A 26,110-nucleotide genomic window follows, 5' to 3' on the forward strand; every position below is an offset into this window, starting at 1 on the left:
TCTGGAGCGGTTCGCGCGCAAGTCGATCCATCCACTTGAACGCAAGTTGCGGTAAATTAAAGGGTTACGGCGCTCTGCCCGGAAAACGCTTTAACCCTTGAGACCTGTGCTGGCGAAATTCTGGATGAAATGACGCTGCGCACTGAGAAACACGATAATCATGGGGGCGGTAATCAGCGCCGCCGCGGCCATGACGACATTCCAGCGTGTGTCAGGCCCGCTGTGGAGCAACTGCAGCCCCGTCTGAAGCGTCCCCATGTCGCGCGTCGATGTCAAAATAAGCGGCCAGACGAAGTCGTTCCACGCCTGCTGAAAGCTGAGTATCGCCAGCACCGTCAGCGCCGGGCGGGACAGCGGCAGCAGGATTTTACGGAAGATGGCGAAACTCCCCGCACCGTCCAGACGCGCCGATTCCTCATATTCAGGCGGCACCCGGATGAAGAACTGGCGCATCAGAAAAATGCCGAACGGAGTTGCCGCATTGGGCAGGATCAGGCCCGCATAGGTGTTCAACAAACCCGTGCCGCCATTGCCAAGCCAGTCGTTGCCGCCCGCAAACGGAATGTGCTTCACAATGAGAAACACCGGTATAATCTGGCTTTGCGTCGGCACCATCAAAAGCGCCAGCACAAGCGCGAAGAGCGCATTGCGCCCGCGAAACTCCAGCCGCGCAAAGGCGTATCCTGCCAGCGAGCACAGGATCAGGTTGGCCAGCGTGGTGCCGCCCGCGTAGATGAGGCTGTTGACAAGCTGCTGCCCTGCATAAGGCAGTTGCAGCACCTCGATGTAATTGCCCAGATTGGGCGCGGTTGGCAGCCAGGTTGGCGGAAACACGTACATTTCCTGCCCGGTTTTGAATGACGCCGATAGCATCCAGAGATACGGAGCGATCGTGACAGCCGCCGCGAACAGCAGCAGGGCCGCTGCAAGAAACCGCTCCGCTCCGGATTGGAACAACGCGCCGCCGGTGTGTTTTATCGTAGCCATCAAACCCTCAGCTTCCTGGCGACCCATGCGCCAATCAGCGAGAACAACAGGATTGTAAAGAAGAGCACGGTCGACATCGCCGACGCATATCCGAACCGCGTAAACCCGAAGGCGGTCTGGTACATCTGGAAAACGATGGTCGAGGTGGCGTTCAGCGGCCCTCCCCCTGTCATGGCGTAGATCAAGCCGAAAACCTGGAAGGACTGAACGATCAAAATGATCAGCAGGTAGAACGTGACGGAAGACAGCAGCGGAATTGTAATCCGGAAGAAGATGGTCAAACTGCCTGCGTCGTCGATGCGCGCCGCCTCATAAACATATTCGGGAATATCCTGAAGGCCGGCAAGGTAGATGACCATGGCCGTGCCGAAGTCGCGCCAGATCGACACGACCATCAAGGCGCCAAGCGCGATATTGGGATTTTGCAGCCATAGCTGGCGGGGCAACCCGAGCGTGCTCAAAAGCCCGTTAAGCGGGCCTGCGTGCGGTTCATAAAGATAGAGCCACACCGTTGCGCACGCTATCAGCGAGGTCAGGGCGGGCAGATAGAAGATCGTGCGTACCGCAACCCGCCCTGTGAAACGGCGATTGACGGCAACCGCGGCCAGAAGGCCGAGGAACATCGTCGGAATGGTCACGCCGACCGTGTAGACGATCGTGTTCCACACTGCCTGATGAAAACGGTAATCGTTGAACAGCGTGATGTAGTTCTGAAGTCCCACCAACCGCGTCGGACGCAGAAAGGTAACATTGGTGAAGCTCATCCCAATGGTCAGCACCGCCGGCAAAAGCAACGTCAGAACAAGAATAAACAACGCCGGAGCGATGAACAAATACGCCGATGTGGCAGTGGAACCTCTTTGCATGATCCCCGATCACGCTCCCCTTGCATGTATGCCGGATTTCGGCCTCGCGAATAGTAGTCGTGCGGTCCGCGAGAAAGCCGGAGCGCGTCCCCATAACAAACGGACGATGCGCATTGGCAGCGCGCAACGAGCGTGGGCTTGCCGATGAGGCATCGGCAAGCCCACGCAACATGGCGTCAATCAGCCTTACACGTCCAGAAGCGGCTCGACTTCGCTGGCAGCCGCTTTCAGCGCCTGCTCCGGAGATGCCTTCTGATGAACAGCCTGCTGCACAGCCTGGGCGATGATGTTGTAAATCTCCGCCGCCGTCGGCACGACAGCCGGATGATCGGGCGCATAGGTCGAGAACTCGGCGAACTGTGCGAGCAACGGATCGGCAAGGAAGCGAGGATCCTTCTGCGCGGCCTTGAGCGCCGGGACATTCTTGCTTTCCAGCGCGAAAGCCACCTGCCGATCCAGCGACAATGCAAACTGGATAAAGGTCAGTGCGGCGGGGCGGTTCGTCGCGGAAGCCGGAACGGCGAAGCTGAACGGATCGACGAAGGAGGTAAAGCCATCCTGCTCCTTCGGGAATCCGGAAATGCCAAGATCAATCCCTGCGTTCACAGCATGGTTGATACTGTAGTTACCGGCCACATAGGAGGCGGCACGCTTCTGGTTGAAGATGTGGTTTGTGCCCGTGCCGCCGACGCCGAATCCGACATCCGAAACACGATCCACGTGAATGAGATCGTAGATGAATTGCAGGGCCTTGACGCCTTCCGGTCCCGCGAAAGTGGGCTTCTTGAGATCCTGGCTGAGCAGCGATCCGCCGGCACCTTGCAGCAGCAACAGGAAGAGGCTCCACGCGGCCTCATCGTTGTTGAAGGGGTTGAATCCCGCCACTTCCAGCTCACCGCGACTGTTGCGCTTCGTCAGCTTGATGGCCCAGTCGCGCAGCTCCTGCCAGTTACGCGGCGGCTTTCCGGCGTCGAGACCCGCTTCCTTCACGTAATCGCGGTTGAACGCAAATCCGCGAGAGGTGCCATACAGCGGCACGGAATAATGATCGTCACCGATCGCGCTATATGCCAAAAGCGTCGGGTCGACGTCCTGCACCAGATCGAGGCCCTCAATCGCGCCGTCGAGCTTGAGCAGTTTATCGCCGTAAGCATAGGCCAGCGAGTAATCCCAGTGCTGAACGAAAAGGTCAGGCGCAGTGTTGCTGCTGATCGCGGTCAGCAACTTCTGGTGCAACTGCACGGGGTCGCCAAACAGATTGCTGTCGAGCGTGATGCCCGGATACGCACTTCTGAAAGCGGCCTCAAGGCTGTCGCCCGCGGCCTTCTTGCTGCCCGCAAGCTGCGACCAGAAAACAAGCTTGCCTTCAGCAGCCTGTGCCACACCGGACAGCAAGCCGCCCAGAGATGTGGACAGGAACACCGCGCCCGCTGCCGCGCCGGACAGTTGCAGGAATTGCCGGCGCGTGGACGATGGAACTGAAGGCGAGGACTTATCGATGCTCATGACATATTCCTTGTTGGCATAATGAGAAACGGATTGCTTGCGCAACGTCTCAGCCGAGTCTTTTTCCAGCATCATCAAACAGATGAATGCCCGTTTCAGCGACTGACAGTTTCAGCAGATCTCCGGTCGACGTTCTGAAATCACCGGGAAAGAGGCAGATTGTTTGCGCGGCGGCAGGAAAATCCGGTATTCGCCCATGGACAAGCGTTTGAACGCCGTGCCGCTCGACAGACGATACCTCTACATGGACGGTGATCGCCTTATCGTTCGCAGGGTCTGAGAACAGCCTGAAAGCTTCCGGCCGAATACCGACGAAAGCTGGGCTTTGCCGGGAAATGGCCTCGCCTCCGGCAGTGCGCAGACGATGCAGCAATTCATTGCTCTGTTGTCCGCCGGTATTTGAAATATCGAAAATGTTCATTCGCGGGCTGCCGATGAAGGCGGCGACGAAACGGTTGACCGGCTGCTGATAAAGATGCATCGGCTCGCCCGCCTGCTCGATGACGCCGTTGCGCAGCACGATCAGATCATCCGCCATGGTCATTGCCTCGGCCTGATCGTGGGTGACGTAAATCATCGTCGTGCCAAGCTTCTGTTGCAGTTCACGAAGCTCCTGCCGCATCTCCATGCGTAGCGAGGCATCGAGGTTCGATAGAGGTTCGTCCATCAGGAAGATTTCCGGCTGGCGGACTATTGCCCGGGCGATGGCGACACGCTGCTTCTGACCGCCGGACAGGCGCACAGGCTTTTCGTGAAGGCGCGATGTCATCTGCACGAGTTCCGCGACCTTCTCGACCTCCCTGCGCACCGTCTCACGGGGCACCTTGCGTGTGCGCAAGGGAAAAGCAATGTTCTCAAAAACGGTGAAATGGGGATACAGCGCGTAGGACTGGAAGACCATCGCGACATTGCGCTTGCCCGGTGCAACACCCGTGACGTCCCTGTCACCAAGCCGAATGCGGCCGGAGGTCGCCGGGTCCAGCCCCGCGATCAGACGTAGCAGGGTGGACTTGCCGCAGCCCGACGGACCAATGATCGCGGCCAGCGCCCGATCCGCAACGTGGAAGGAAATGTCGGCCAGTGCGGTGAAGCCGTTGTTATGTATTCTTGTGACACTTTCGACCGTCAGCGAAGACATTGATCATCCATATTCAGAATTTTTCGCGGCCGTTGCAGGCCCGAAAAACCACACCTGCGTCAGCGTTGATCCGGCCGAAACGCGGATCATGCAACACCTTGCCACGGCACGACGCAGGACCATACAGACACGTCTGTATATTGTCTACAAAAACCATTGATATACAAATGACCTGAATTTGTGGATTATAGAAAAACACAGGGCAATCGTCGCCCACCCGTGAAAACTCTGCTCTCCCTTGGAATAAAACGCCTCATAGCCCCCACGGCCCATGAGGCAAGCGCATAAGGCATCAAGCCCATCAAGCGCTTGCATCATTCTTTAAGTTAGTTGACTATTTCTATAGATTATTTTAGAGACAGACCTGTCTAGTGATTTTGATTCTCGTAAAGCCGCGCAGCCGGGCCGACGCGACCGACAGGCCCCCAGCAGGGCAATGCCCAAGGAAAGGTTTAGACATGACCCAGGACACCGCCCCCCATTCGACGAAAACGCCGCGCCCCAGCCGCCGCACAGTGCTGCGGGCAGCCGCCGCGCTTGGCGGCATTGCGAGCATCGGCCCCTGGTACGTCAAAAATGCCCTGTCCAGTTCCGGCGAGATCACCCTGCTGAACTGGGCCGACCAATTGCCCGATCCTGTGCTGCCGAATTTCACCGCGAAGACCGGCATCAAGGTCAACACCACGCCGTTTTCGCGCATCGACGAAGTGCTCAACAAATTGCAGGCCACGGATGGCGAGGGTTTCGATCTCGTTCAGAACGCCCTGCCCCGCGCGCCCCAGTTCCGCGAGCAGGGTCTTCTGCAACCCTGGAACACGGAAAAGCTGAACATCGATAACCTGGAGGCCCCGCTTATTCAGTCCTCCATCGACCGTTGGAGCTGGGACGGCGGCCTCTACCACATTCCGCATGTCTGGGGCACAGAAGGGCTGGCATGGCGCACGGATGCCGTGGACCTGACCCCGCAGGATGCAAGCTGGGGCCTGCTCTGGGATGAGCGGTATCGCGGCAGGGTGACTGGCCGGACCCAGTCGCTGATTACCATCATCGGCCTGTGGCTCGACGCAAACGGCAGCGTGCCGTCCAACCGCCTGCTCGACACCTACACCGACGAAACGAAGGCCCGCGAGGTTTTCGACAGGGTTCTGGCGTTCGCCATCGAGAACAAGCCGGCGATCAAGCAATTCTGGACCAGCAGCGACAGCATCAAGTCCAGCTTTGTCGAAAATGGCGCCGTCATCGGCGGAACATGGGACGGCCCGATCAGAACTCTCGCCCTCGCCGGCACGCCTGTAGGCTTCGGCCTGCCCAAGGAAGGCGCGTTGACCTGGATTGACGGCTGGTCCCTGCCGAAGGCGTCCCGCAACGTCGAGCAGGCTTATGAGTTGGTGAATTACGTGATCTCGCCGGAAGTCTCGGCGATCATCTCGGAGAAGTCCGGCAACAACCCTGTCGCGAAGGGCGCTTCGGCCTTGCTGTCGACTGACGCGCGCGGACTGTACGAGACGATCTACGGCAATATCGATCCTGTCCGCCTGTGGAGTTGGCCGGCGCAGCCCGCGTGGCACGCCAAGTTGATCTCGCAGTATGCCGAACGGTACCGGGCGGCCTGACATACCGATGGCAGTCAGCGTCTCCATTGAAAACCTCACGATCCGTTACGGCGACTCCACTGCCGTAACGGACGTGTCCTTCGACATCCAGCAGGGTGAGTTCTTCACGCTGCTGGGTCCGTCCGGTTGCGGCAAGACCACCATCCTGCGGGCGATTGCCGGGTTTATCGAGCCGTCCGCAGGAGAAATCCGCATCGGCGGCCAGTCGATGCGCGGCGTCGGCGCCAACAGGCGTCCGACGGCGCTCGTGTTCCAAAGCCTTGCCCTGTTCCCCACCATGAGCGTGGCGGATAACATCGGCTATGGTCTCAGGGTCCGGGGCGTCGGCAAGGCGGAACGCAATCGCCGCGTCGATGAGTTGCTTCAACTCGTGGCGCTGGAGGATCATGGCCGCAAGGGCGTGAACGAGATTTCCGGCGGCCAGCGTCAGCGGGTCGCGATTGCCCGCGCGCTTGCCGTGGAGCCGACCGTGCTGCTGCTGGACGAGCCGCTTTCGGCGCTTGATCTGAAACTGCGCCAGCATATGCGCGCGGAGCTGCGCGCCATCCAGCGCCGTGTCGGAACGACGTTCATCTACATCACCCACGATCAGGGCGAGGCGCTTGCCATGTCTGACCGTATCGCGGTGATGAACGCGGGTCGTATCGAGCAGATCGGAGAAGCACGTGGAATCTACACGCGTCCGGAAACGGCGTTCGTGGCGGGGTTTGTCGGCGAGACGAACCGCGTACCCGGCCGCGTGCTGCGCACCTTTAACGGCAGCGCGGTGCTGGAAACGCCGCTCGGCAACCTTGCAGGTCTCAACCCCGCCGGGCTCGCGATTGGAGATAAAGCCGCGATCTTCGTGCGCCCCGAGGCGCTGAAAAGCGGAACAGGCGGCGAAAACCATGTCTCCGGGCAGGCCGATACTTTCATCTATGAGGGCAATTTCGGCCATCTCTCCTTCCTCGTCAACGAGGGGCACGCATTGACTGCGCTGCTACCGCCGGACACGGGGGCGATCCCGGAGCGAGGGCAACCTGTCTCCTTCTCCTTCGGCGCTGGCGACGCGATAATCCTGGCGGACTGATGACACCCTTCCTCACCCCGCGTTACCTCATCACGGCTGCACTGATTGTCGTCCTCGTCGCCTGCACGCTGGCGGCGGCACGGCACGTGCGTTCCTTCCTGCGGCGCAACGGCTTGCCGGTTGGCCTTTTTGTGGTTGGCGCGGTTGTCTTCTGGACCATTGTGCTCATCGTCGCGCCACAGATATTCATGCTGGATCTGTCGTTCCGCTTCAACCTGCCACGATCGCAACTCGGTGGCCCGCAGGATGTGCTGACATTCCAGAATTATCGTTCGCTCTGGATTGGCCCGGACGGGCAATCGTGGAACCTGCTGCAACTCAGGGCGCTTGCCGTCACGCTTGCAGGTTCGGTGTTCGTGGTGCTGGCGTGTTTCGCCATCTGCTATCCGATTGCGTTCCATCTTGCCCAGTTCGCCGGTGAGCGCAGACTTCGGCTCGCGCTGGCGCTGCTGATCGTGCCCTATTGGATCAACGAAATCCTGCGGGCTTTTGCCTTCCGCATCCTGTTCACGGATCAAGGCCTCATCAACCGTCTTCTGTTGGAAAGCGGCTTGATCAGCCAGCCCGTGGATTTCTTCAACATCGAGGTGCCGCTCTACACGGGCCTCGTCTATGCATATCTGCTGTTCATGTTTTTCCCGCTCTACAGCGCCCTGCGAAGTCTTCCGCACGAGCAGATCGAGGCCGCGCGTGATCTTGGTGCGCCGTGGTGGCACATTCACCTGTTTGTGGTCATGCCCGCTGCCAAGGCCGGCATCGCCTCGGGCGCCACGATGGTATTCATGCTCTGCGCCGGCTCGCTCGCCATTCCGCAGATCCTCGGCGGCACGCGCACGCTCTGGTTCACACCCATTGTCTACGACCGATTTTTCGAAAGCTACGACTGGCCCCAGGGCGCGGCTTATGCGGTGATGCTGCTGCTGACGTGCATCGTCGTCGTGCTGACGGTGCAACGCATCTTCCGCGTCGGACTGAGGGATGTCGTGCGATGACGGCGGCGCGCATCGGCCGGCTGGCCTTTCTGCTCTACACGGTGGTTTTCTTCGCCGTCATGCTGCTGCCGCTTCTCATCATGAGCGGCACGGCGTTCAACACGTCCGCTTATCCCCGGCTCATCCCTTTCGAAGGGCCGACGCTGGAATGGTTCGCGGCAATTGCCGACGACCGGCAACTCATGGAAGGGCTGTCGACGTCGATAAAGATCGGCATCCTGACGGTGTTGCTGGCGTTGCCGCTCGGTTTTGCCGGGGCGCTGCTGCTGCAACAGGTCACGGGCAGTCTGCGGCGCTGGCTTTATGTCGTGCTCATCGCGCCAATCCTGACGCCGGGTGTCGTCATCGGTATCGGCACTGTGATTTTCTGGCGCGACTTCACCCGCGCGAGCGGCCTCGGCTTCTTCTATGACGGCATCGTGCTGACCGTCTTCGCGCAGACGAGCTTCATCGCCGCCTATTGTATGCTGATTTTCACCGCCCGGCTCGACCGTCTGGACCTGGCATTGGAGGAGGCCGCCCGCGATCTGGGCGCCAGCCCGACGCAGAGTTTCTTCCATGTGTTGCTGCCGCATATGGCGCCGGCAATCGCCGCCGCGGCTTTTATCGCTTTCCTGTCGTCCGTCGAGAACTACAACGCCACGACTTTCGCCATCCTGTCCGACAAAACCCTGACGACGGTGCTTTACGGCAAGGTCCGGCTCGGTATCAGCCCTGCTATCAGTGCGCTCGCCGTGTTGATGATCCTGGCGACCCTCGGGGTGATCGCGCTCGCCTGGCTGCTGCGCAAGAAAAAATGAAAGGCATCCCGCATGACTGAGGCATCGCCCACCGTCCCCCGCACCGGCAAGCTGCGGCTGGGGCTTTTCATCCAGATCGCCGGTCACCATATCGGCGGCTGGCGTTTGCCAGAGGCGGCGCGCCCCGGCGAGAACCTGGCTCTTGGCCGGCAGATTGCGCAGATCGCGGAGCGTGGCCTGCTCGACATGCTCTTTCTGGGAGACTCGCTTTCCACGTCGGCCGCAAGCTCGCCCTCCCTCATCACCCGTTTCGAGCCGCTCACGTTCCTGTCCGCCCTTGCGGCCACCACGCGCAACATCGGCCTCGTCGCCACGGCATCGACAACCTACGGCGATCCCTTCAACACTGCACGACTGTTCGCCTCTCTCGATCATCTCAGCGGCGGGCGCGCAGGCTGGAACATCGTGACCTCGTCCAGCGGCTCGGCAGCTCTCAACTTTGGTCTGGTAGAGCGTCCCGGGGTTCATGACCGCTATGAACGGGCGGAGGAATTCGTAGAGGTTGTCAAAGGGCTATGGGATAGCTGGGAGGAAGGCGCTTTCCCACGTGACAAGACCACCGGCACTTATGTCGATCCGTCACGGCTGCATGTGCTGGACCATGCCGGCAAACATTTTTCCGTGCGCGGCCCGCTGAACGTCGACCGCTCGCCGCAAGGGCACCCTGTGCTCGTCCAGGCCGGCTCGTCGGAGGATGGCATCACGCTGGGCGCGCGCGCGGCGGAGGTGATTTTCACCGCCCAGCCGACCTTGCCAGAAGCGCGGGAGTTCTACGACAAGATCAAGCGCCGCACAGCAGAGTTGGGTCGCGACCCGGAGCGCCTGCTCGTCATGCCGGGCGTCATGCCCATTATCGGCCGCACGCGCGAGGAAGCGCAGGAGCTTTTCGAAAAATTACAGGGCAACATTGATCTGCCGCTGGCGCTTGCCGTGCTGTCGGGCGAACTGGGACACGATGTCTCCGGCTATCCGCTTGACGCCCCCCTGCCCGCATTGCCGCCGACCACCGGCACCGTCAGCCGCGCCGAGTTGCTGCGCGACATGGCCGAACGCGAAAACCTGACATTGCGTCAGCTCGCCCTGCGGGCCGCCGCCGCGCGCGGACACCATATTCTCGTGGGTTCTCCAACCGAGATCGCGGATGTGTTGCAGGAGTGGTTCGAGGCGCGCGGCGCCGACGGTTTCAACCTGATGCCGCCCTTCTTCCCCGGCGGACTGGAGTTGTTCGTGGACCTCGTGATCCCGGAACTGCAAAGGCGCGGCCTGTTCCGTACCGCCTATGAAGGAACGACACTGCGCGCCAACCTCGGGCTGGACGTGCCGGCAAATCGCTATACCGCCGCGCGCGGCTGACGGCATCATCGAACAAGGGAAACGGCCATGTCCGTCGATTTTATCAGCGTCACCTACACCAATTCCTCGACAGTCGTCGCGCCGCTGGCCGATGCGCAGGTCGATCCGCGCTACGTGGCACGGTATGCGCGCACGCTGGAGGATTTCGGCTTCAACTACACGCTGCTGCCCTACGACACATGGTCGTTCGATCCCCTGACCATTGGGGCAACCGTGGCGGCGCATACCCGCAGCATCAAGATCGTCATCGCATTGCGGCCGAACACGATTTATCCGACGGTCGCCGCGAAGGCGCTCGCCACCCTCGACCGGCTGAGCGAGGGCCGCGTCGTCGTTCACCTGATCGCCGGCGGCAGCGACGCCGATCAGGCAAAGGAAGGTGATTTCCTGCCAAAGGACGAGCGTTATGCCCGCCTTGAGGAATATATCCAGATTCTGCGCCGCGCATGGGCATCCCCGGAGGCGTTTAATTTCGAAGGCCGCTACTACACTTTCAAGGGCTTCTCGAACAGTGTCCGACCCGTCCAGAGCGCCATCCCGGTTTCCCTGGGCGGATCGTCTGCCGCCGCTTACCGTGTTGGCGGCTCACAGGCAGATATCTTCGGACTTTGGGGCGAACCGCTGAAAGAAACCGGGCAGCAGATCGACAACATCTATGCTGAAGCCGCGCGCGCCGGCCGCACGGATCGCCCACGCATCTGGCTGAGTTTCCGGCCGATCGTCGCGGAAACCGACGAACTGGCATGGGCCAAGGCAGACCGCATTCTCGATTTGCTGAAGGAACGGCGCTCACCGCCGGCCGGTCTGGCGGCTCCGCAGAACGCCGGCTCGCAACGCCTGCTCGGCCTGGCCGCACGCAGCGACGTGCATGACGAGGCCCTGTGGCTCGCACCCGCCGCCGTCACCGGCGCGACTGCGGCGTCGGCGGCCCTCGTCGGCAGCCCGGAAACCGTTGCACGCGCGATCCTGAAATATGTCGATCTCGGAGCGTCGCTGATATCCATCCGTGGGTATGACAACCTCAACGACGCCATCGATTACGGACGATATGTCATCCCGCTCGTTCGTCAGGAACTGGGCAGGCAGGAAGGCGCGGCGACGACCGCCCGCGCGGGCGACAACCCCGATTTTTCCTGAACAGGGTGTTTTTTCGCGCTTCAGAATATAATAACTTCCAGATAGAGTGGTCCTGATGAGGTCCGCGCTGGTATCACCGGGAAATGGCTTTGACTATTCACAAGAAAACGCCCATACGCGAAGAGATTTTGAACGTCGCCGCCGACCTTTTTTACAGAGAGGGCATTCGAGCCGTTGGTATCGATCGCATTATCGATGAAGCAAACATAGCCAAGGCAACACTTTACCGGCATTTCCCATCGAAGAATGAACTTGTCGCCACCTATCTGAACGAGCGCCATGAGCGCGTCATTCAATCATTCGATGAAGTTTTGCGTACCATTGCTGATCCTCGCAAGCAGATAGCCGCCATTTTCGATATGCTTTACAAGAAAGCAGACAGTCCTGACTTTCGCGGCTGCGCTTTTTCGCTGGCGGTGGCGGAGCATCGTGACTCCGAGCAAGTGGTCAGGGTGGCGCGCGAGCACAAGGCCGCCATACGCGCCATTATCGGCGCTGTCATGGCGCGAGGCGGCGCGCCTTCCGGCCAGTCGGCGGCACATATAGCCTTGCTCTACGAAGGCGCTCTGGCAACCGTGGCCGTCAGCAGCGATCCGCGCGCTGTTCTTGTGGCCAAAGACTGTGCGCTGGCGGTTTTCGACTTCGCGACCACCCGGCAACAAGATCCAGGCGACCCACAAGCAAACCCCCGCCGGGTAACGTACAGCCGCTGAAAAGACCTGGCGAGAGCGGCTGTCAGTGTGTGCCTGGCTACGCCTGCATGTCGATCTAGGGCGACAACACTCCATATTTCCGATTATGAGCGAATTCCTGTCAATCGGATGATGTTTGCCCGACAGGCACGCGCAAGGTGGAAGATCGATCGATGACTGCTCCAGACCCATCGTTCCAAGAGGTTTTAAGCGCCCGTTTCGCAGATCGCCTATCGACCTCCCTGTCATTGCGCGAGCAGCATGGACGTGGCGAATCCCATCATGTCGTCGCTCTTCCGGACGCGGTCGTGTTCGCACGCGACACGGCGGACGTTGCGGATATCGTCAGGTTATGCGCGGCGCATGGCATTCCCATCATTCCCTTTGGCGCCGGCACCTCGCTGGAAGGCCACCTTGCCGCTGTCAGGGGTGGTCTTTCGCTGGACCTGTCGCGCATGAACGACGTGCTGAGAGTGAGCGCGGAAGATCTGGACTGTACCGTGCAGGCGGGCGTTACGCGTGAGCAACTCAACAGTCATCTGCGCGATCAGGGATTATTTTTCCCCATCGATCCCGGCGCGAATGCCACCATCGGCGGCATGGCATCAACCCGCGCGTCGGGCACCAACGCTGTGCGCTACGGCACCATGCGCGAGAACGTCCTCTCGCTTACTGTCGTGCTACCGGATGGCAGCATCGTGAAAACCGGCGGGCGGGCGCGCAAGTCCGCGGCGGGTTACGACCTGACCCGGCTGTTCATCGGGGCGGAAGGCACTCTCGGCATTATCACAGAAGTTACCCTGCGTATCCACGGCATTCCGGAAACCATCGCCGCCGCTCTCTGCTCGTTCAGAAGTATCGACGATGCTGTGAACACGGCAATTGCCGTGGCGCAACTTGGTATTCCTGTTGCGCGTATGGAGCTTATGGATCGCGATCTCATCGCCGCCGTCAACGCCTTTTCCCATCTGTCACTACCCGTCGCCGACACCCTCGCCTTCGAGTTCCATGGCTCTCCCGCCGGCGTGCGCGATCAGGTGGAAGCGGTGGCGGATCTTGTTCGGGACAACGGCGGTCATGATTTCGAATGGGCCAGCGCGCCAGAGGAGCGGAATCGCCTCTGGAAGGCGCGTCACAACGCCTTTTACGCGGTGATCGCGCAGCGGCCGGGATCGCGCGGTTGGTCTTCGGATGTCTGCGTGCCGATCTCCGAACTGAGCGGCTGCATCGATTACACGCGCGGGCTGCTGGAGACGTGCAGCGTGCCGGCGGCCATCCTCGGCCATGTCGGCGATGGAAACTACCACGTGGTTTTCGCCGTCGATCCATCCAATGCGGTCGAGATGGCGGAGGTCGCGGACATCAACAAACATATGGTGGAACGCGCCATCACGGTTGGCGGCACCTGCACCGGCGAGCACGGTGTCGGAACCGGCAAGGCGGCCTATCTACGCGCCGAGCATGGCGATGCTATTGATCTCATGGCACGCATCAAGCGAACCATCGACCCGCTGGATATCATGAACCCCGGCAAGATCCTGCCCCGCGCGTAACATCCGCGTCTTGAAGATCCGCATAATTTCGAAGGTCCACGCATGGTTTTTCTCTACAACGCAGCTGCAGCCAGCGCGGATATTTACGCCAGTCTATTAGCGAGCGAGTTGCCGCATCTGCGTTTCGTCAGCAACCCGCAGAGCGTAGACCCTGCCGAGGTGCGCTATCTGGTCACGTGGTCCGTCCCGGCTGACGTCACCCGGTATACGAAGCTGGAACTGTTGTTCTCGACCGGCGCAGGGGCGGATCAGTTCGCGGACGTGCCCCTGCCCCCCGCCGCGAGGATCGTGCGCATGGTCGATGACGGGATCGCACGTATGATCCAGGAATACGTGACGCTGGCTGTGCTGGCCTTGCATCGCGATTTGCCGCAATATCTTCGGCAACAGGCGCGCGGCGAATGGCGAGAGCTTCCGCCACGTCTCGCACAAGAGCGGCAGATTGGCGTTCTGGGCCTCGGTCAACTCGGGCAGGCAGTACTGGAAAGCCTGAAGCCCTTCGGCTTCCGCCTTGCCGGTTGGAGCCGCAGCGCCCATGCGATTGAGGGCGTGAAGACCTATCACGGGCAAGACCAGCTCCACGAATTTCTCGCCGACGCGGATATCGCGGTTTGCCTTCTCCCGTTGACGCCGGAAACAACAGGCTTTCTCGATGCCGCCTTCTTCGCCAGCCTGCCCTCCGGTGCATCATTCGTGCAGCTCGGGCGTGGCAGGCAACTGGATCAGCAAGCGTTGATCACCGCGCTGGACAGCGGCCACCTGTCCGCGGCGGTTATCGACGTGACCGACCCGGAACCTCTGCCGGCCGATCATCCCCTGTGGTTCCACCCACGGGTGATCCTCACGCCGCATATCGCCAGCGTCACCCAGCCACGAGCGGCTGCGAAGCGGATCGTCGACAATATCCGCCGCCATGAAAGTGGCCTCGACCCTGTCGGCGTCATCGACCGCACACGTGGCTACTGATAGCGGCCTGATCTCTCAGGCCAGCACCCAGTGGCCTCTCCCGACCTCGCGCAGCTTCGCATCCGAAGCCACCTCTCCATCGTCGCCAGCGATCTGGCGACGCGACGCCTCGCGGTCTGGATCGGGGATCGGAATGGCCGAAATCAGCGCCCGGGTATAGGGGTGGCGGGCATCGTCAAACACGGCGCCGACCGGCCCGTATTCAACGATCCGGCCCCGCCGCATGACCGCCACCCGGTGGCTGATATGCCGGACCATGCCGAGATCATGGGCAATGAAAAGGTAGGATAATCCCGTTTCGTCCTGAAGATCGAGAAGCAGATTGATGATCTGCGCCTGGATCGAAACGTCGAGGGCGGTAATCGGCTCGTCAGCGACAATCAGTTCCGGTTCGAGCGACAGTGCCCGCGCAATACCGATACGTTGCCGCTGGCCGCCCGAGAATTCGTGCGGATAACGGTCGAGCTGTCCCGGGTCCAGCCCCACGCGGCGGAACAGGCCCGCGACACGATCCCGCAACCCACTCTGAGACGTCTCGACGCCGTGGGCGCGCAACCCTGCGCCGACAATGTCCCCGACGCGCCGGCGCGGGTTCAGCGAAGCATACGGATCCTGAAAAACGACCTGCAACCGCCGCCGCAGATCGATCAGCCCCTGCCCCCGCAGATCGGTGATATCCCTGCCGTCGAAGACGATTCGGCCTGCGTCTGCATCATCAAGACGCATGATCAGCCTGCCGACTGTGCTCTTGCCCGATCCCGATTCACCGACGAGCCCCAGCGTTTCGCCACGGCCGATCGTGAAAGAGACATCATCGACCGCCGGTACCACATGCCGGTGGCGGCTGAATATGCCTGCATCGCCCCGATAGTGCCGCACGAGACCCTCGACCCGCAATAGATCGGGCGCATTACCCTGTACAGAAGGGATCATGTTCCCATCTCCGTCAGCGCCTGCGGGGATGCATCCCTATGGGCGACCGCGCGCAGGACTTGCGGCAGGTCATACCATGCAGCAACCAGATGACCCGGAGCACCATCCGCCACCTGCTGCAACGGAGGCGTCTCCGAGAGACAGCGATGCGTGGCGAAACGGTTGCGCGGCGCGAAGGGATCGCCCACCGGCACCTGCGTCATGTCCGGCGGCTGGCCGGGAATCTGGCGGAGGCGCGGCCGTCGTCCCGCCAGTGAAGGCGCATGCATCTCTGCATCCGGCAGCGAGTTCAGCAGCCCCCACGTATAGGCACTGCGCGTATCGTGAAAAACGGCCCGGACGGGTCCGCGCTCCATGATGCGGCCGCCGTACATCACCTGCACAGTGTCGGCGATGCTCGCCACCACACCCATATCATGGGTAATCCAGATCATCGCCATACCGAGCTGGCGGCGCAGATCCTTCATGAGATCGATGATCTGTGCCTGCACCAGAACGTCGAGAGCCGTTGTCGGTTCATCGGCTATCAGCAGGGCCGGCTCGCAGGCAATACCGATGGCGATCATCGCGCGCTGGCGCATGCCGCCCGAAAACTGATGAGGAAAATGCCTGGCCCGCCGGCGTGGCTCGGGAATGCCCACGATATCCAGCAGATCGAGCGCCCGCGCTTCAGCAGTCCGGGGCGATACCCCATGACTGGTAATGGCCTCGGCAATCTGCTCGCCCACGGTCAAGACCGGATTGAGCGAACTCATCGGGTCCTGAAACACGAAGCCGATCCGGCTACCCCGCAGCCGTCGCAATTCTGCTTCCGGCATGCCGATCAGTTCCTTGCCCGCGAAAACGGCGCTGCCACCAACCTCGACGGCGGCACCCGCACCGGTATACCGCCCTGTGCCAAGGAGGCCAGGCATGGCAAGGACATGTGCGCTCTTGCCGCTGCCGCTCTCTCCCACGACAGCAAGGGTTTCTCCGCGAGCCAGCGAATAACTGACCCCATTGACCGCATACACCTTGCCGCGGTCTTGCGAAAAGCGAACCGTCAGGTCGGATACATCGAGAAGAGGCGTGGTCATCCGGGGCGTCCTCGCGGGTTGAGGGCGTCGCGCAAACCATCGCCGATGGCGTTGAACCCGGCGACGGCAATCGTGATCATCAACCCCGGCAGGATGGCGAGCCAAGGCGCCGAGTTGAAATACTGTTGCGCTTTCTGCAACATGTTGCCCCAGCTCGCGACAGGCGGCTGGATACCGTAACCCAGATAGCTGACATAAGATTCGAGCAGAATCGCACGTGCCACGATCAGCGTCGCGGCCACGCATAGCGGCGCGGCGACATTGGGCAAAAGCTCCCCGATCATGATCCGCCAGTCTCGCAACCCGAGAGCGCGTGCGGCGGCGATGAATTCGCGCTGGCATAACTCCTGCACACTGGAATGCACCAGCCTCGCGACGCTCATCCATGCGGTCAGGCCGATGATGATTGTCGTTGTAACGACACCGGGACTTGTAAGCGCGGCCAACGTCAGCAACAGGAAGATCGACGGGAAGCAGAGCATGCCATCCACGAAGCGCATCAGCCCGTGGCCGAGTATGCCACGGTAAAAACCCGCGACGATACCGACAAAGCCGCCCACAAATACACTGATCGACATGGCCAGAATGCCGATAAGAAGCGAATAGCGCCCCGCATCGAGTATACGCGCCAGCAAATCGCGGCCCATTTCATCCGTTCCGAGCACATGCCCGTCCGAGAAGGGCAGCAGAAACCGGCCGCGCATGTTGATGGTCAACGGATCATGACGCAGCAGAAACGGGCCAAGCGCACACGCCAGCACCAGCAGCACGACCAGCGCCAGACCGACCGCCGCCATGCGGCGGCGCAGGAAGCGGTGAAAAACCGTCGTATTTGCACGTGCCGGAGCGGCGGATGCGGCCGGAAACGATTCCACACTCATCGACGGCGCAACCTCGGGTCAGCGACACCGTAGAGCGTATCGGCGATCAGGTTGCTTGAAATGACGAGGATAGCGGAGAAAATCAGCATACCGAGAATGACCGGATAATCGCGATAGGAAATTGAGTCGAAGAACAGGCGCCCCATGCCCGGCCATGTGAAAACCGTCTCGGTCACCAGCGCTCCGCCGAAAAGCGACGGCAGTTCGAGACCGATCAGCGTGATCATCGGCAGGAGGGCATTACGGAGCACATGGTGGAAGAGAAGCCGCGAGCGCAAGACGCCCTTCGCCCGCGCTGTGCGAATGTAATCTTGCGCCAGTGTCTCCAGAACGGCGCTGCGCATATAGCGGCTCCAGACGGCGGTGCTCAGCAAGCCCAGTACCAACGCAGGCCCGATGAGATGGTGCAGGGCGCTCAACCACGAGTCGTCCCCTACCGGCGCGGCATTGCCGGGCGGAATCCATCCCAGACGCTGCGAGAACACGTAAATCACCAGAAGCCCGAACCAGAAGGTGGGAATGGAAAGGGCGATCATCGTCAGGATGGTCGTGACGCGATCGAAACGTCCGTACTGTCGGACCGCCCCGAGAATACCCGTCGCCAACCCCACCGACATGGCGACCGCAGTCGCGGCCAGCATGAGTTTGAACGTCTGACCGATACGCGAGCCGATAACTTCCAGCACGGGTGAATCGTCACGATAGGAACGTCCCCAATCCCCGACCACAAGCCCGCCGGCCCACCGCAGATATTGTATCGGCGCGGGTTGATCGAGACCGAGCTGACGCTCGAGCCTCTCTACATCTTCCTGCGTCATGCCCGGGGTTTCCGCGAACATCGCGAGAGGCCCGCCCGGCGTGAGATAGAGCAGGGAAAACCCGACGATCGACACGATCCACAGCAGTATAACGCTCTGGATCAGCCGGGCTCCAAAACGCCTGACCATGCTGCCAACGACTCCGCTTGTATTCGACGGCTGAAGCATCCCCCGGCCGGGGGATGCGCACCGATACCCGCCTTACTTTTCCCAGCGCCAGTCGCGCAGGTTCCATGCATTGACGCGGTAACCGAGGTTAGGCTGATACCCCACGAGACCATTCTTCGTGCCCTCGATAGACCGGCCCTGAACCAGAGGCAGGTAGGGCAGATCGCGACGGACAATGTCCTGAATCTCGAAGTAAATCTGCTTGCGCCGCTCCCTGTCGAATGTTCCCACGCCTTCACGCAAGAGGCGATCCACCTCCGGATTGTCATACTGGAAGGTGTTGAGGCCCGTGCCGCCGCGCGCCTGAATGGCCCAGCTACCGAAACGGTTGCTGGGATCGGGATCGGAAGCAATCGGCACGATCAGGCCAACGATGATCGAGTCGAACTGGCTCTTGCGCCAGAAATCACCCCAGAGTGCGGCCGAGGGAGCATTCTTGATGCTGAGATCAACGCCGATCGACCGCCAGTCCTGTTGCAGAAGCTGCTGGAACTGCTCGCGCAGATGATCTCCAGCGATAGTGGAAATCGAGAAGGCAAGCCGGGTTCCATCCTTTTCACGGATGCCGTCGGCGCCGGGTTTCCATCCGGCTTTGTCGAGAAGCGCGCGGGCAGCACCCAGATCGAACCTGTGTTCCGGCAAGTCCTTTTTATAGGCCCATGACTGCTCCGGCAGGAAGGACTCCGTCGGGCGCTTGGTTCCGGTGGGATAGATTTCGTTGAACACGGTGTTCTTGTCGAGCGCGAGGTAAAGCGCCTCGCGGACCGCCGGATCCTGAAACTGGGGCAACTGCGTGTTGAGGGCAATGATCTCGACGAACTGATTTGGGCTGTAATGCACCTTGACACCAGGCGCGCGCTCCACCTCCTTCGCCAGATCGGGGGCGATGCCCGGAATAAGCACGGCATCGACGGCGCCGGTGATGAACTGCGTCTTCAGACCGATCTGATCAGGAATATATTTGAGAACCGCCTGCTTCAGAAATGGTCCCTGACCATGATATTTGTCGTTGGCGACGAGAGATACATGGTCACCCGGCCGTCGTTCTCCGAACCTGAATGGGCCGGTGCCGACCGGGCTATTGTTGAACGAGGGGTCCGCAGGATCCGTTACCCCGGCCAGAATATGCTGCGGAGCAATGCCGGCCCAGGCCAGGATCGCAAGATAGGGCGCAAAGGGCCGCTCCAGCCGCCAGCGCACTTCTGTCGGGCTCACTACCTCGATATCGCGCACCAGCTCGTGCCCATGACGACTCGGCGATGGATATGAAGGATTGGCAAGGGTTTCGATGGTGAATTTGACGTCCTCAGCCGTAAACGGCGCGCCATCGTGCCAAGTCACATCCGGACGCAGCTTTATGCGCCACTCGAGACCATCCGCGGATATGCCGCCATTCTCGACAGATGGCACCTCAACAGCAAGATCGGGAACCAGATTGCCTTCAGGACTGAGGCTCCAGAGCGTGCTGAAAACATTGAGATGGACCGCATCATCCACTTCCGTACGGCGTTGCAGCGGATGAAACCGCGTTGGCTCCTGCGCGACACCGATAACAACCTGCCCTTCCGGCTCGACCCTTGTTGCGGGCACCTGAGCAAAAACTGATGCAGAGAACAGGTTGAGAAGCCCGACCGCAGCAACGGCCCGCAAAAACCGCCTGCGAAAGGGACGGGAAAAAATACCCTGAAAAGGCAAACGCGGCATCACACACTCCAACACTGAAACGGACATGATCATTCGAGGTGATGCGACAAAAAATATAGAAAGAAGTATCGTTCTGCAACTTATTATATAGATTTTATAGATTTTTTTGCTGAGGTATTATAATCCGTCGATCCATCATCAAAGAATTTTTTCTATCTAACTGATTTATATGGAATATTTTTTCAGCGCCTCCATCTTTTCTGCTAGATGCGGTTCATGCAATCGAATGCGAATAGAAGGCCAATCCCCATACATTTGAAAAAAAATGAACAAACCTGTCTGTATGATTCATGCTGACGAGGTGCGCATAAAGTCTGAGCAAAGCACATTCCGCACCAAAAAACCGAGCCAACGGAACCGATGGAGGTATCGTAATTACTGCCCCTCAACAATCACCGAGCAAAATTCAGGTTGTTGCTGACTGGTGATGCCGCGTTCCAGCGCGTACAGGGCCTCAACGCATCGCCTCTCGCTTGAAACTGTGCAAGCGCAACTGCGGAATGTCTTCCGCTCTCGGAAAGGCATCATTGATGGAGGAGGACAGGTGTCAAATCACCACCTCCAGCGAATGTTGGTATCGGTCTTTTCCTGCCCCGAAAACCAGATCTGCACAGGAGGGGCGTCACGCCTCGCATCGCAAGGCGTGACATCGAAAGCTCGGCCAAGCTCGGCAAACATTGTTGGGTGGCTGAACGCACATTCGCGTGGATCGACCGATTCCGCCGCCTGACCATCCGATACGAACGCCACGCCGATCTCTACCGCGCATTCCTCATCATCACTGCAACAGTCATATGTTTCAGGCCATAAGCAGGTTTTTTGAGGCTCTTAGTCAGCGGTCGCTATCGGCTCTGGCTCGGCCGTCGGAGCAAGCTTGTCGTACCACTGCCAGACGAAGAGCGCGAGACAGAAGGGCGCGAAAGCGTAAAACGCCGCTTGCAGGCTGGCGTATTGTCCGGCAACGGCGCCAACCGTGCCGCCAAGAATAGCGCCCAGCGGCGGCGTCATCAGGATGACGCCCGAGACCTTGCCTTGGCCGAACCGGGCGCCAATATGCACGACCCGCATCAAGGTGACGGTTTGCAGCAGGCCGAGACTGACCCCGAGCAGCAGGATGCCGGGCCAGAAACCCGCCGACGTGGCGGCGCTGCCTTGGAGCAGAAGCCCGATCATGGCGACGGAAAAACCGAGCAGGTAGCTGTTGCGAATGCCGATGCGCACGATGATGCCGTCAGACCAGAACAGCGCCGCGATGAACGACAGCCCGGCGGCAGTGACGAAGGCGGAGGCCCCGGAGGCATGCATGCCGAACACCTGGATCGCGATGGCGACGACAAACATGACCTCGAAAACCATCAGACTTTCGATGAAGATGTCTACGGCGCAAATCCAGCGTAGTTCCCTGTCTCGCAGGAGTTGCAACAACTGCCCCGGAAAAGTCCGCAACGGCAACCGCTCCGGGACGGCTGAGCGCAGTCTGCCCGTATTGCGCAGCACGATGGGCGAGACAGCAATGGTCACGGCAAAGCTGAAAGCCAGCACCCACCACGTTCCCGCATAACCGAGCAGCGCAATCAGCGTGACGGCGAGCGAGGGGCCGATCAGGAACTGGCCGCTCATATGCGTTGCGCGGTACCACGCCGCCTTGCCCGAACCCATCTTGCGGATCTGCTCGAAAAACACGGTGTTGAGCGAGACGAAGCGCAGCGGCATGAAGAAGCTGATGGCCACAGTGCAGCCCAGTAAAAACGCCGGGTGGGCGACCAGTGGAACAAGCGCATAGGTGGCCCCTGCCAGTGTACTACCCGCCACGAACAGCCGCCAGGGTCCGAAGTGGTCGACCAGAAATCCTGTCGGCAGGCTCATGAACAGCGTGCCGAACATCTGCCCTGCCACCAGAACACCAAACTGAAATGCATCGGCCTTCAGCTCGATTGCGTAAAGGGCGGTCGTCAATTTGGCAACGCCGACGCTGGTGCCCATGAGCGATGCCAGCAGGGCGAATACGATCAGGAAACGGTTGTCCCCAAACCACGTCCTGATCGTCATACGGCGACCCGCGTCTCGGTTTCCCGATGCCTGACCGCCGATTTGCCGGATTCGACGCCGAGCAGCCCGAGTACCTCGTCACGCAGGGCGACAAACTCCGGGCTGGAGCGGTCCTCGCGCGCGGCTGCCGGCACAGGCAGAATGGCGGCGATCCGGCCTGGGCGCGGGTGCAGAACGACGATCCGATGGCCAAGATACACAGCCTCGTCCACATCGTGGGTGACGAGAACCGCCGTGCTGCCCTCATTGGCGACGATGCGTTTCAATTCGTCCTGAAGGCGCAGACGCGTCAGAGCATCCAGCGCTCCGAGCGGCTCGTCCAACAGCAGGAAGCGTGGCCTGTTAACGAGCGCGCGGGCGATGGATACGCGCTGCGCCATGCCGCCGGACAGTTGCCCCGGATAGGCCGTGGCGAAGGCGGACAGGCCGACGAGTTCGAGATGGTCGCGGATTGCCTCTCGCTTCTCCTGCCGGGTCAAACCGCTGTAAAGCAGCGCTGTACCCACATTTCCCTCGGCAGTCAGCCACGGCAACAGACGATGCTCCTGAAACACGATGGCGCGATCCGGGCCGGGGCCGGAAACCGTCTCGCCGTTGACGCGCACGTCGCCCTCATAGTCACGGTCGAGGCCCAGGATAAGCCGCAGCAGCGTGGACTTGCCGCAACCGGACGCGCCGACAATAGTGATGAACTCTCCGGCCTCCACCGTCAGGTTGATACCGGACAGCACGTGGACATCGTTGTCGCGAACGTGAAACGTCTTTTCAAGGTTGCGAATGTCGAGCGCCGGAACGCCGCTGGTTGCAGACGCGGAAAAAGATGCATGGCTCATCGTGAATTCCACTTCAGAAAGAGTCCCTCGGTCCGTTCGGCAAGCGAGTTGTAGAACAGACCGACGATGCCGAAGAGAATGATGGTGAGGAACAGCAGATCGATTTCGAAAAGCTGGCTTCCCTCGGTCAGACGTCCGCCAAGACCCGGGGCGATATTGAGGAAAAGCTCAGCCCCGACGGTGGCAAGCCATGCGTAGATCAGCGCCGCATGGAAGCCGGTGAAGATCGTCGGCAACGCGTTCGGGATGGCGACGAGCCGCACGTAGTCCCAGCGGGTAAACGACAGGGATTCGGCAAGTTCCTTGTAGGTCTTCGGCACCAGCGTGAGACCGCGCCACGTGTTGATGACTATCGGCTGAAAGGCCGCGACCGAAATGAAGGCGATCTTGCCGACATCCGCGCCCCCGAACCACACCGACAGCAGCGGCACCCATGCGAACAGGGCCGTCTGCCGCTGGGCGAGCACGGTCGGCCCGACGATCTTGGCAAAGCCGCTCGAAATGCCAAGCAAAGCACCAAGCGCCAGACCGATGAAACCGCCGATGGCCAGCCCGATGATATTGCGCCGCAGGGTCTCCAGCAGATCGGTCACAATCGTGCCGGAGTGAATTTCGAACCATAGCCTCTCGACGACCGCAACGGGCGAGGGCAGGAACTTCGCCCGCACCCAGTTGAACTCGTAAGCTGCGAACCACAGGGCAATGATGGCCGCGAACGAGAGCAGCGGCCGCCAGTCCAGCGCGCGGATGCGGCGGACAAGGGCGGAAACCGGATGCGGTACGGCCACCGCACGCGGCGGAATGATACTGTCAGCGCTCATCGCCAACCTCCGTTTTCCAGTGCTGGCCCAGACCCTCGATCCACCGCAGGACGATGTTGAGCAGCAGCCCGATCACACCGATGATGATCATCGACACGATCACCAGTTCGAGCTGGAAGAGCTGCCGTCCCCAGACCATGAGATAGCCAAGCCCTTCGAAAGAGGCGAAGAGTTCCACCAGCACCAGCGTCTGCCACGCATTGGCAAGCCCTTCGCGCAGCCCGGTGAAGATGGAGGGCAGCGAAGCCGGCAGAACGATCAGCCGCAGCCTGTCGCGCGTGCGGAAGTTGAACGCCGCCCCGAGTTCGAGCAGCGATGGCGAAACGTTCTCGATGCCGCGCGCCGTGCCGAGAATGATCGGGATTGCCGTGGACCATGCGATGATGACGTATTTCAGTTCCTCGTCGATGCCGAGGAACAGCGCAAGAAGCGGCATCCACGCCAGCACGTTGACGCGCGCCACCGCCTGCACGGGCGGATAGAAGTAAGCCCGGAACGTTGGCGACAGACCCGAGGCCGCGCCGAAGATCAGGCCGAAAAGCGCGCCAAGGGCAAAGCCGACCGCCACCCGCTCCAGACTGGCCCAGGTATGGACCCATAGAGAGCCGTCCTGCAGCAACTCGGCGAAGCTTTCCCATATGACAAGCGGCGCGGGCAGAATCTGTGCCGGCAGCCAGCCTGCATCGGAAGATATCCACCACAGGGCCAACAGGCCGAGCGGAAACGAAAGCCCCCACAGCGTGGTCTTCAACGCGGCGGTTCTCGCGGGGGTGAGCAAGCCGGCGACACTCGCCCTGCCCCGTGTCGCGCCCGTGCGCGCTGGCGCGGTCAATGTCTGGGAAATGGTCATCTCTGCCTCAGTATCACTGCGGAATCGGCCTTGATGCCGGGGTCACGCTGGAAACACCGCGCTTTCCCCGTTGTGGAAACCAGAGAGGAACGCCCGTCCGACGCTCCTCCCGGAAGGCGCAATCGCCTGACAGATCAATTGGTTTTGGCCGTGTCGATGACACCGCGCTTGACGATCTGGCCCTTGGCGTCATGCTCTGACCAGAAACCCTCAAGCTTCAGATCCTTGAGCGCCTGCTCAAGAAAGCTCCGGTCGAACCAGCTGTCGATGTCGGGATCGCCCTTGAGCAAACCGTATTTTTTCGCCGCATCCGCCTGCTCCTTGTAGCGGGCGACAACATAGTCATCGATCAGCGGGTTGGCGTAGTGCGACAGGCGGATACCGTCGAAGTTTTCCTCGAAGGTTTCCTTGGGCAGCCCTGAGCGCGTCCACGCGTCGAAGGCCTCTTCGCGGTTCTCGTCGAGGGAGATGGTGTGCGCCGCCTTGACGAAGGTATTGACGACGCGCTGCGTCAGCTCCGGATTGTCCTTGGCAAACTTCGTCGTGACGAAATAGGACGAATTGCGGCCCAGCGTGGGATCGTCTTCCTTGGTGCTGTAGACGATCTTCACCACGCCCTTGCGTGCCAGCGGGATGTACTCCTGACCGCCGAACACGGCATCGACATTGCCCGATGTCACGGCTGCGATAGCCGCATTGGCGTCGAGATTGACGAACCGCACGTCCTTTTCCGTCAGGCCATGCAGCTCAAGAATGCGGTCGGTAGCGTTTTGCAGGTTCGTGCCTTTGAAGAGCGCAACCTTGCGGCCCTTCACATCTTCCACGGATTTGATATCGCTCTCCGGCGGCACGGCGAGGTAAATTGGGTTGTTGCGGTTGGTCGCGAAGATGAACTTGTGATCAAGCCCGCGCGTGCGCCCCACGATTGCCGGGAGATCGCCAAGAAGGAAGAAATCGAGCTGGCCCGAGGCAACGGATTCATTCAGCGCCGGCCCGGCGCCACGAAAATAGGTCCACTCGACCTTGATATCCTTGTCGTTCTCGAATTCCTTTTCGATCAGCTCGCGCGCGCGGGCATATGTCGTCGCGTCTCCGTGAGAATAGGCCCGATTGTCAGCGCCAACGCCGGGATGCCCAAAACGGATGACCGTTTCGGCAGCCGCCGCTCCGCCGAGCAGAATAACGGCTGCGAGCGCCGATACCAGATGCTTCAGTTTCATGATTGTATCCTCTTAAATGCCGCTCTCCGGCATCGCGCGAGCCCGATGAAAAACCCGGCCGGCCGCCTCGACAAAGGGGCAGGCC

The 26,110-nt window shown here is 60.7% G+C and carries 24 protein-coding genes; 10 read left to right on the plus strand and 14 right to left on the minus strand.

The features are described 5' to 3' along the window. Positions 1-90 precede the first annotated feature (90 nt). The 4 genes from FHS81_RS11585 to FHS81_RS11600 form a co-directional block, all read right to left on the minus strand. Entirely contained in the window at positions 91-987 is an 897-nt protein-coding gene (locus tag FHS81_RS11585) for a carbohydrate ABC transporter permease (RefSeq protein WP_183753139.1), read from the minus strand. Next, positions 987-1,853, minus strand: a complete 867-nt coding sequence (locus tag FHS81_RS11590) for a carbohydrate ABC transporter permease (RefSeq protein WP_183753141.1) — start codon at positions 1,851-1,853, stop codon at positions 987-989. Before FHS81_RS11590 ends, FHS81_RS11585 begins: the two co-directional genes overlap by 1 nt. Before the next feature lie 186 nt (positions 1,854-2,039). Beyond that, on the minus strand, positions 2,040-3,359 hold the full coding sequence (locus FHS81_RS11595) for an ABC transporter substrate-binding protein (RefSeq protein WP_183753143.1): 1,320 nt from the start codon (positions 3,357-3,359) through the stop codon (positions 2,040-2,042). 49 nt (positions 3,360-3,408) lie between these two features. After that, a complete protein-coding gene (locus tag FHS81_RS11600) occupies positions 3,409-4,497 on the minus strand; it encodes an ABC transporter ATP-binding protein (protein ID WP_183753145.1) in 1,089 nt (362 codons plus the stop codon). A 458-nt stretch (positions 4,498-4,955) separates the two neighbouring features. Between FHS81_RS11600 and FHS81_RS11605 the strand changes: the two genes are divergently transcribed. From FHS81_RS11605 to FHS81_RS11645, 9 genes are all read left to right on the plus strand, one after another. Continuing rightward, entirely contained in the window at positions 4,956-6,110 is a 1,155-nt protein-coding gene (locus tag FHS81_RS11605; protein WP_183753147.1) for an extracellular solute-binding protein, read from the plus strand. A 7-nt stretch (positions 6,111-6,117) separates the two neighbouring features. Further along, positions 6,118-7,179: an ABC transporter ATP-binding protein gene (locus FHS81_RS11610; protein WP_183753149.1), complete on the plus strand. Its 1,062-nt coding sequence runs from the start codon at positions 6,118-6,120 to the stop codon at positions 7,177-7,179. After that, a complete protein-coding gene (locus FHS81_RS11615; RefSeq protein ID WP_183753151.1) occupies positions 7,179-8,171 on the plus strand; it encodes an ABC transporter permease in 993 nt (330 codons plus the stop codon). The genes FHS81_RS11610 and FHS81_RS11615 overlap by 1 nt, the downstream gene beginning before the upstream one ends. Continuing rightward, positions 8,168-8,971, plus strand: a complete 804-nt coding sequence (locus FHS81_RS11620) for an ABC transporter permease (RefSeq protein WP_183753153.1) — start codon at positions 8,168-8,170, stop codon at positions 8,969-8,971. Before FHS81_RS11615 ends, FHS81_RS11620 begins: the two co-directional genes overlap by 4 nt. Before the next feature lie 12 nt (positions 8,972-8,983). Beyond that, complete coding sequence (locus FHS81_RS11625) at positions 8,984-10,324, plus strand: LLM class flavin-dependent oxidoreductase (protein ID WP_183753155.1); 1,341 nt, start codon at positions 8,984-8,986, stop codon at positions 10,322-10,324. A gap of 27 nt (positions 10,325-10,351) precedes the next feature. Further along, positions 10,352-11,461, plus strand: coding sequence for an LLM class flavin-dependent oxidoreductase (locus tag FHS81_RS11630; RefSeq protein WP_183753157.1), 1,110 nt, complete (start codon positions 10,352-10,354; stop codon positions 11,459-11,461). An 83-nt stretch (positions 11,462-11,544) separates the two neighbouring features. Continuing rightward, on the plus strand, positions 11,545-12,174 hold the full coding sequence (locus FHS81_RS11635; protein WP_183753159.1) for a TetR/AcrR family transcriptional regulator: 630 nt from the start codon (positions 11,545-11,547) through the stop codon (positions 12,172-12,174). 152 nt (positions 12,175-12,326) lie between these two features. Then, entirely contained in the window at positions 12,327-13,706 is a 1,380-nt protein-coding gene (locus tag FHS81_RS11640) for an FAD-binding oxidoreductase (protein WP_183753161.1), read from the plus strand. Between the two features lie 42 nt (positions 13,707-13,748). Beyond that, positions 13,749-14,672 carry a 2-hydroxyacid dehydrogenase gene (locus tag FHS81_RS11645; RefSeq protein ID WP_183753163.1) on the plus strand — a complete coding sequence of 308 codons (924 nt, stop codon included), beginning with the start codon at positions 13,749-13,751 and terminating at the stop codon, positions 14,670-14,672. Positions 14,673-14,687: 15 nt separating this feature from the next. Here FHS81_RS11645 and FHS81_RS11650 read toward each other — a convergent pair whose 3' ends face one another. The 5 genes from FHS81_RS11650 to FHS81_RS11670 all read right to left on the minus strand — a co-directional run bounded on the left by FHS81_RS11650 (position 14,688) and on the right by FHS81_RS11670 (position 20,252). Continuing rightward, positions 14,688-15,605 (minus strand): ABC transporter ATP-binding protein, encoded by a 918-nt coding sequence (locus FHS81_RS11650; protein WP_183753165.1) that lies wholly within the window; start codon positions 15,603-15,605, stop codon positions 14,688-14,690. Continuing rightward, complete coding sequence (locus tag FHS81_RS11655; RefSeq protein ID WP_183753167.1) at positions 15,602-16,681, minus strand: ABC transporter ATP-binding protein; 1,080 nt, start codon at positions 16,679-16,681, stop codon at positions 15,602-15,604. Before FHS81_RS11655 ends, FHS81_RS11650 begins: the two co-directional genes overlap by 4 nt. Beyond that, on the minus strand, positions 16,678-17,562 hold the full coding sequence (locus FHS81_RS11660) for an ABC transporter permease (RefSeq protein ID WP_183753169.1): 885 nt from the start codon (positions 17,560-17,562) through the stop codon (positions 16,678-16,680). The genes FHS81_RS11655 and FHS81_RS11660 overlap by 4 nt, the downstream gene beginning before the upstream one ends. Beyond that, positions 17,559-18,509 (minus strand): ABC transporter permease, encoded by a 951-nt coding sequence (locus FHS81_RS11665; protein WP_183753171.1) that lies wholly within the window; start codon positions 18,507-18,509, stop codon positions 17,559-17,561. Before FHS81_RS11665 ends, FHS81_RS11660 begins: the two co-directional genes overlap by 4 nt. A 72-nt stretch (positions 18,510-18,581) precedes the next feature. After that, positions 18,582-20,252, minus strand: coding sequence for a peptide ABC transporter substrate-binding protein (locus FHS81_RS11670; RefSeq protein ID WP_183753172.1), 1,671 nt, complete (start codon positions 20,250-20,252; stop codon positions 18,582-18,584). A 576-nt stretch (positions 20,253-20,828) separates the two neighbouring features. Between FHS81_RS11670 and FHS81_RS11675 the strand changes: the two genes are divergently transcribed. After that, positions 20,829-21,062: a transposase gene (locus tag FHS81_RS11675; RefSeq protein WP_183753283.1), complete on the plus strand. Its 234-nt coding sequence runs from the start codon at positions 20,829-20,831 to the stop codon at positions 21,060-21,062. An 18-nt stretch (positions 21,063-21,080) separates the two neighbouring features. Here the strand turns inward: FHS81_RS11675 and FHS81_RS11680 are convergent, their stop codons facing one another. The 5 genes from FHS81_RS11680 to FHS81_RS11700 form a co-directional block, all read right to left on the minus strand. Beyond that, positions 21,081-22,301, minus strand: coding sequence for an MFS transporter (locus FHS81_RS11680; protein ID WP_183753173.1), 1,221 nt, complete (start codon positions 22,299-22,301; stop codon positions 21,081-21,083). Further along, the gene (locus tag FHS81_RS11685) at positions 22,298-23,134 is read right to left on the minus strand and encodes an ABC transporter ATP-binding protein (protein ID WP_183753174.1); all 837 of its coding nucleotides are present in this window, start codon (positions 23,132-23,134) and stop codon (positions 22,298-22,300) included. The genes FHS81_RS11680 and FHS81_RS11685 overlap by 4 nt, the downstream gene beginning before the upstream one ends. Continuing rightward, positions 23,131-23,955, minus strand: a complete 825-nt coding sequence (locus FHS81_RS11690) for an ABC transporter permease (protein WP_183753175.1) — start codon at positions 23,953-23,955, stop codon at positions 23,131-23,133. The genes FHS81_RS11685 and FHS81_RS11690 overlap by 4 nt, the downstream gene beginning before the upstream one ends. Further along, the gene (locus FHS81_RS11695; protein ID WP_183753176.1) at positions 23,945-24,805 is read right to left on the minus strand and encodes an ABC transporter permease; all 861 of its coding nucleotides are present in this window, start codon (positions 24,803-24,805) and stop codon (positions 23,945-23,947) included. Before FHS81_RS11695 ends, FHS81_RS11690 begins: the two co-directional genes overlap by 11 nt. A 134-nt stretch (positions 24,806-24,939) precedes the next feature. Further along, positions 24,940-26,025: an ABC transporter substrate-binding protein gene (locus FHS81_RS11700; protein ID WP_183753178.1), complete on the minus strand. Its 1,086-nt coding sequence runs from the start codon at positions 26,023-26,025 to the stop codon at positions 24,940-24,942. Positions 26,026-26,110: the final 85 nt, after the last annotated feature.

This window comes from Pseudochelatococcus contaminans (genome assembly GCF_014195635.1).
Classification (GTDB): domain Bacteria; phylum Pseudomonadota; class Alphaproteobacteria; order Rhizobiales; family Beijerinckiaceae; genus Pseudochelatococcus; species Pseudochelatococcus contaminans.

Coding starts and splice junctions, on each gene's coding strand:
- FHS81_RS11650 (WP_183753165.1), bottom strand. CDS start 15,605: ATGATCCCTTCTGTACAGGGTAATGCGCCCGATCTATTGCGGGTCGAG.
- FHS81_RS11695 (WP_183753176.1), bottom strand. CDS start 24,805: ATGACCATTTCCCAGACATTGACCGCGCCAGCGCGCACGGGCGCGACA.
- FHS81_RS11620 (WP_183753153.1), top strand. CDS start 8,168: ATGACGGCGGCGCGCATCGGCCGGCTGGCCTTTCTGCTCTACACGGTG.
- FHS81_RS11595 (WP_183753143.1), bottom strand. CDS start 3,359: ATGAGCATCGATAAGTCCTCGCCTTCAGTTCCATCGTCCACGCGCCGG.
- FHS81_RS11670 (WP_183753172.1), bottom strand. CDS start 20,252: ATGCCGCGTTTGCCTTTTCAGGGTATTTTTTCCCGTCCCTTTCGCAGG.
- FHS81_RS11615 (WP_183753151.1), top strand. CDS start 7,179: ATGACACCCTTCCTCACCCCGCGTTACCTCATCACGGCTGCACTGATT.
- FHS81_RS11590 (WP_183753141.1), bottom strand. CDS start 1,853: ATGCAAAGAGGTTCCACTGCCACATCGGCGTATTTGTTCATCGCTCCG.
- FHS81_RS11700 (WP_183753178.1), bottom strand. CDS start 26,025: ATGAAACTGAAGCATCTGGTATCGGCGCTCGCAGCCGTTATTCTGCTC.
- FHS81_RS11690 (WP_183753175.1), bottom strand. CDS start 23,955: ATGAGCGCTGACAGTATCATTCCGCCGCGTGCGGTGGCCGTACCGCAT.
- FHS81_RS11640 (WP_183753161.1), top strand. CDS start 12,327: ATGACTGCTCCAGACCCATCGTTCCAAGAGGTTTTAAGCGCCCGTTTC.
- FHS81_RS11600 (WP_183753145.1), bottom strand. CDS start 4,497: ATGTCTTCGCTGACGGTCGAAAGTGTCACAAGAATACATAACAACGGC.
- FHS81_RS11635 (WP_183753159.1), top strand. CDS start 11,545: ATGGCTTTGACTATTCACAAGAAAACGCCCATACGCGAAGAGATTTTG.
- FHS81_RS11625 (WP_183753155.1), top strand. CDS start 8,984: ATGACTGAGGCATCGCCCACCGTCCCCCGCACCGGCAAGCTGCGGCTG.
- FHS81_RS11585 (WP_183753139.1), bottom strand. CDS start 987: ATGGCTACGATAAAACACACCGGCGGCGCGTTGTTCCAATCCGGAGCG.
- FHS81_RS11665 (WP_183753171.1), bottom strand. CDS start 18,509: ATGGTCAGGCGTTTTGGAGCCCGGCTGATCCAGAGCGTTATACTGCTG.
- FHS81_RS11680 (WP_183753173.1), bottom strand. CDS start 22,301: ATGACGATCAGGACGTGGTTTGGGGACAACCGTTTCCTGATCGTATTC.
- FHS81_RS11645 (WP_183753163.1), top strand. CDS start 13,749: ATGGTTTTTCTCTACAACGCAGCTGCAGCCAGCGCGGATATTTACGCC.
- FHS81_RS11605 (WP_183753147.1), top strand. CDS start 4,956: ATGACCCAGGACACCGCCCCCCATTCGACGAAAACGCCGCGCCCCAGC.
- FHS81_RS11660 (WP_183753169.1), bottom strand. CDS start 17,562: ATGAGTGTGGAATCGTTTCCGGCCGCATCCGCCGCTCCGGCACGTGCA.
- FHS81_RS11630 (WP_183753157.1), top strand. CDS start 10,352: ATGTCCGTCGATTTTATCAGCGTCACCTACACCAATTCCTCGACAGTC.
- FHS81_RS11610 (WP_183753149.1), top strand. CDS start 6,118: ATGGCAGTCAGCGTCTCCATTGAAAACCTCACGATCCGTTACGGCGAC.
- FHS81_RS11655 (WP_183753167.1), bottom strand. CDS start 16,681: ATGACCACGCCTCTTCTCGATGTATCCGACCTGACGGTTCGCTTTTCG.
- FHS81_RS11685 (WP_183753174.1), bottom strand. CDS start 23,134: ATGAGCCATGCATCTTTTTCCGCGTCTGCAACCAGCGGCGTTCCGGCG.